At 40.9% G+C, this 3497-nt stretch carries 4 protein-coding genes and 1 pseudogene; all 5 read right to left on the reverse strand.

Features of this window, described 5'->3' with window-relative positions:
- Window positions 1-327, reverse strand: a pseudogene (locus AC3LHT_RS06860) (hypothetical protein); the annotation flags it as partial.
- On the reverse strand, window positions 317-1195 hold the full coding sequence (locus tag AC3LHT_RS06865) for a DUF4895 domain-containing protein (protein ID WP_290644861.1): 879 nt from the start codon (window positions 1193-1195) through the stop codon (window positions 317-319). The pseudogene AC3LHT_RS06860 and the gene AC3LHT_RS06865, both read right to left, overlap by 11 nt.
- The gene (locus AC3LHT_RS06870; protein WP_488662383.1) at window positions 1192-1572 is read right to left on the reverse strand and encodes a VWA-like domain-containing protein; all 381 of its coding nucleotides are present in this window, start codon (window positions 1570-1572) and stop codon (window positions 1192-1194) included. The genes AC3LHT_RS06865 and AC3LHT_RS06870 overlap by 4 nt, the downstream gene beginning before the upstream one ends.
- On the reverse strand, window positions 1572-2378 hold the full coding sequence (locus AC3LHT_RS06875; protein WP_488662384.1) for a DUF2201 family putative metallopeptidase: 807 nt from the start codon (window positions 2376-2378) through the stop codon (window positions 1572-1574). Before AC3LHT_RS06875 ends, AC3LHT_RS06870 begins: the two co-directional genes overlap by 1 nt.
- 1 nt (window position 2379) lies before the next feature.
- Window positions 2380-3465: an AAA family ATPase gene (locus tag AC3LHT_RS06880; RefSeq protein WP_290644864.1), complete on the reverse strand. Its 1086-nt coding sequence runs from the start codon at window positions 3463-3465 to the stop codon at window positions 2380-2382.
- Window positions 3466-3497 lie beyond the last annotated feature (32 nt).

A 3497-nucleotide genomic window follows, 5' to 3' on the forward strand; every position in this document is an offset into this window, starting at 1 on the left:
AACAAGGTGGAGCCTGGAAAATCTTCTGTAAATGCTTGTCAGCGATTCATCGGCATCAAACCCCACGGTGGCTACAACACCACGTATGAAAAGGTATTCGAGAGTCTCTGCTGAAAAAAGTCTAACATCCTTCAAAAAAGCTATCTCGTTTGAAAGACTGAAGAGTTGAGTTCCTTCATGTTCCTCATAAAAGCGATAGCGGCTAAAATTTTTTTCGTCAAATATGTATATCCTGCCAGTATAAGAAATGAGATCTGAGACTTTGAAAGCTCTAAACACTTTTTTAGATGGTGGATATTGGACTTTTATAAATGGCTTAATCATCATTCAACACTTCTCCAAAAGGTAATTTTTTGATGGAATTCATCATTGCTTCAATGGTTCTTTCTATACTTTTGCTGTACATATCGTAGAAGGGATTTAATTTTTGGTAAACACCTAAAGAGTCAACCAGGTCAACTTCATAAACGCTTGTGGCAACCCCTGAAAAGTTCATGTCGGGTGAAATATTGGAAGGTCGCAGGAATTTGTGCTTTTTCACAACCAAATTTCTGAACAACCTGGAAAGCTCAATGACAATTGACAAATCAACACTGTAATTCAACCTTGGACGCCCGGTTACGATTTTCACAATGTCCTCTGTTGGATAAATGAACACTTCTCCTTTTCTGAGCTTTAACCATTTCCGGTAATATTTGCAGTAAAAATCGAAGAGTTCATCTCCCATTTTTTCCGCTATTCTGTAAAATCCCTTTCCAGAAAGGCTGGCTTTCAGCATTTCTCTTTTAAGCAATCGCTCATTACCTCCGAATACAACAAAGTGAATCCTCAAAGGAGACTGAAGAATAACACGGGAAAGAGAAATTTCTGCTTCGGGAAACAAATGGCTGTAAAATTCCCTGAGGAGATCTGTCGCTTTTGAGGGTTGGTATCTATAAATAGCACTCATACGTTTCAATGGATTTTCAGAAGATAATCCGAGAAAACCCCGACCCTCTTCATCTATGAAAAGTGATAGAGCTGGAGCTCGATCATTGGATTCAGTTACAACCGAAACAATAAAGTGCCCAAATTCCGTTCCAAGAACGGCTTTTCTGTTTTTTAGTTCTAAGGCTTCTGAAATGAAAAGGTTTTGGCAGTGAGAATAAAACTCACCAAATGGAGCACTTAGTGAATTGGGCCCTCGAAAAATCATCTGAGAACCACCACCGAATATTTCCCGTATATTCTTTTCGCATCTTCGAGAAACCCGGGATTGTAATGCTTTGAAAGCACAAAAATAACTTTTCTCATAACGTGAGGGAGATCTGTAAAACCATCTGTGAAGACTATTAAACCTTCAGGTCTTAACTTATCCTGGGCATAATCAACAGCAGGCTGCAAATTCGTTTCGCCCTTTCCAATGAGTTTAAGGTTTTTCCACATGCCTCTCCCATATTTTGTTACAGATTGAACTGTTTCATCCACCTGTATCAACCAGATTTTCGAATCTGTTAGGCGCGTCAGTGTATCTATCTCGCTGAAAAAGGCATTGAACTCTTCATCGACAATGCTACCGCTGGTATCTACCACTATGGCGAGCTTTGCGGCGAAATCACTTCGCCAGCCCGGTTGATCTTCATATCTCCTGTTTGGTGTGTTCGATATCTTCCAATATACTGCGCAGAACCAAAGAAACTTCTAATAACTGTTCTCCAATCCAGCAGCGGTTTGTTTATGAAAAGGGAGAGCGAAGCCTCTATTTCCTTTGGCGCACCCTCTTTTGCCTTTTCATAGGTTTCAGACACAATGCTTTTCAGCAATTCCTCAACGAATTCGCGAGGAAGTTCAAAATCTCCGAAGTTTTCATGCGAATCCGCTTTTTCCAGATTTTCCTCCAGCAATTCCAGGTCAACGGTCTTGTTGTTTTTCATAAACTCAACTGCCCAATGAAAATAAAATTCAGCAGTTTCTCCGGGCATCGAAGCAGGTGGGGCGACAAAAAAACGTTCATTATCAGTCCCGCAACCTTCCATGAGCAGTTGGTCCATGGGAAGGCTGAAGGCATCTAAAGCGGGTATGTACTGATTTACTGCTGCGTCCATCGATAGATCCCACAGGGCTTTATATCTGCTGTTTTTTATCGGTATCAAAAGGTGGCCATTTATTATGTGGAAGCACTCATGCTCCAACAGAGCCTGCACCAGCCCTAAAGGTTTAGTCGAAAGGATTTCCGGGTTGTAGTATAGTTGAAGGCTTCCATTATTAGAAATTCTAAGACTAAAGGTTCGTATTTTAAAAGATGGAAGACGCTCAATATGCATGAAAAGATAGTTATAAAAGGGGCTTTTCTTGGCGAGCTCCACAACAGCTTTCTCTACTATGGAAACCTTCGGCATGTTATTCCCTCTTTTCGAGGTAATCAAGTATGTCTCCATCGACAGCCAGCTCTTCGAGGAGTTTTTCATAAAAAGCTCTTTTTAAACCCTTCTCGCTTTCAAGCACATAGGCTATGTGCCTGATTATTGAGAAAAAGGAGTCCTTAGGAAGGCAATTTTTCAGTTTGAGTAAATTATCAGAAACTATTCCAATTTTTTCATAATAATCTTTTAACTCAAGGTCGGTCAACTCCGTAAGATACTTGGTTACCCTTGAAATGAGTGCATTGACCGCTGTTATATCAAAACTCTTTACCCGCTGTTGAAGGCTTTCTGAAAGTTCCAGAAGCAATTCCGAAGGCTGGGGGATGTTTGCAATACCTTTCGTTTTATTCACAAAGGTTCTTGCAGCTTCTGGTCCTACAATTCCAGCGGCGAGGATGTATCCATATTTTTCAAAGTTCTCTTTGTCGAGGTTTCTAAGAACTTTACCGAGCTTGAACCAGCTTCTGGGACTTGGGCGCAAGTCGAGCCTCATCGAAACCATTCTGTCTTTTGTCAAGAGTTCAGGATATTCCACAATAAAATCGCTCACTTCTCCTGGTACTCCCACAGATTTGGACCATTCTATCCATTCCAGGGGATCAGGAGTTATTTCCAAATGGAAAAACCGGGACATGAAAGCCGGATCCGTTATTAGTTCTACCTGATCATATTCCTCATCAGGGGGATTAGCAGCAGCCATTATCCATACATCATCCGGAAGGACATGGTTGTGAATTCTCTTGTCTATCAAAAGTTGCATTATTGCATTTCTAATAGAACGATGCGCTCTGTTTATTTCATCGATCAAGATTATTGCTTTGCCATCTTCTGGCCACCAATCAGGTTTCAAAAAAACAGTCTTTCCCTCATCCCTTGCGGGCATTCCAATGAGATCTCCCGGTTCCATTTGGGAAATAACGAGGATAATCAGCTTTCTTCCAGTTTCAGTGGCCAACTCTTTGGCCAAGTCTGTTTTCCCAACACCAAAGTGTCCCCATACAAGCGGTATTTCACCTGATTCCATTATTACTCTACTTAAATATTTCACATCTTTAACTCGCATTGTATCCCTCCAAAATTCGCTTTCAACCATCA

The organism is Kosmotoga sp. (assembly GCF_982836095.1).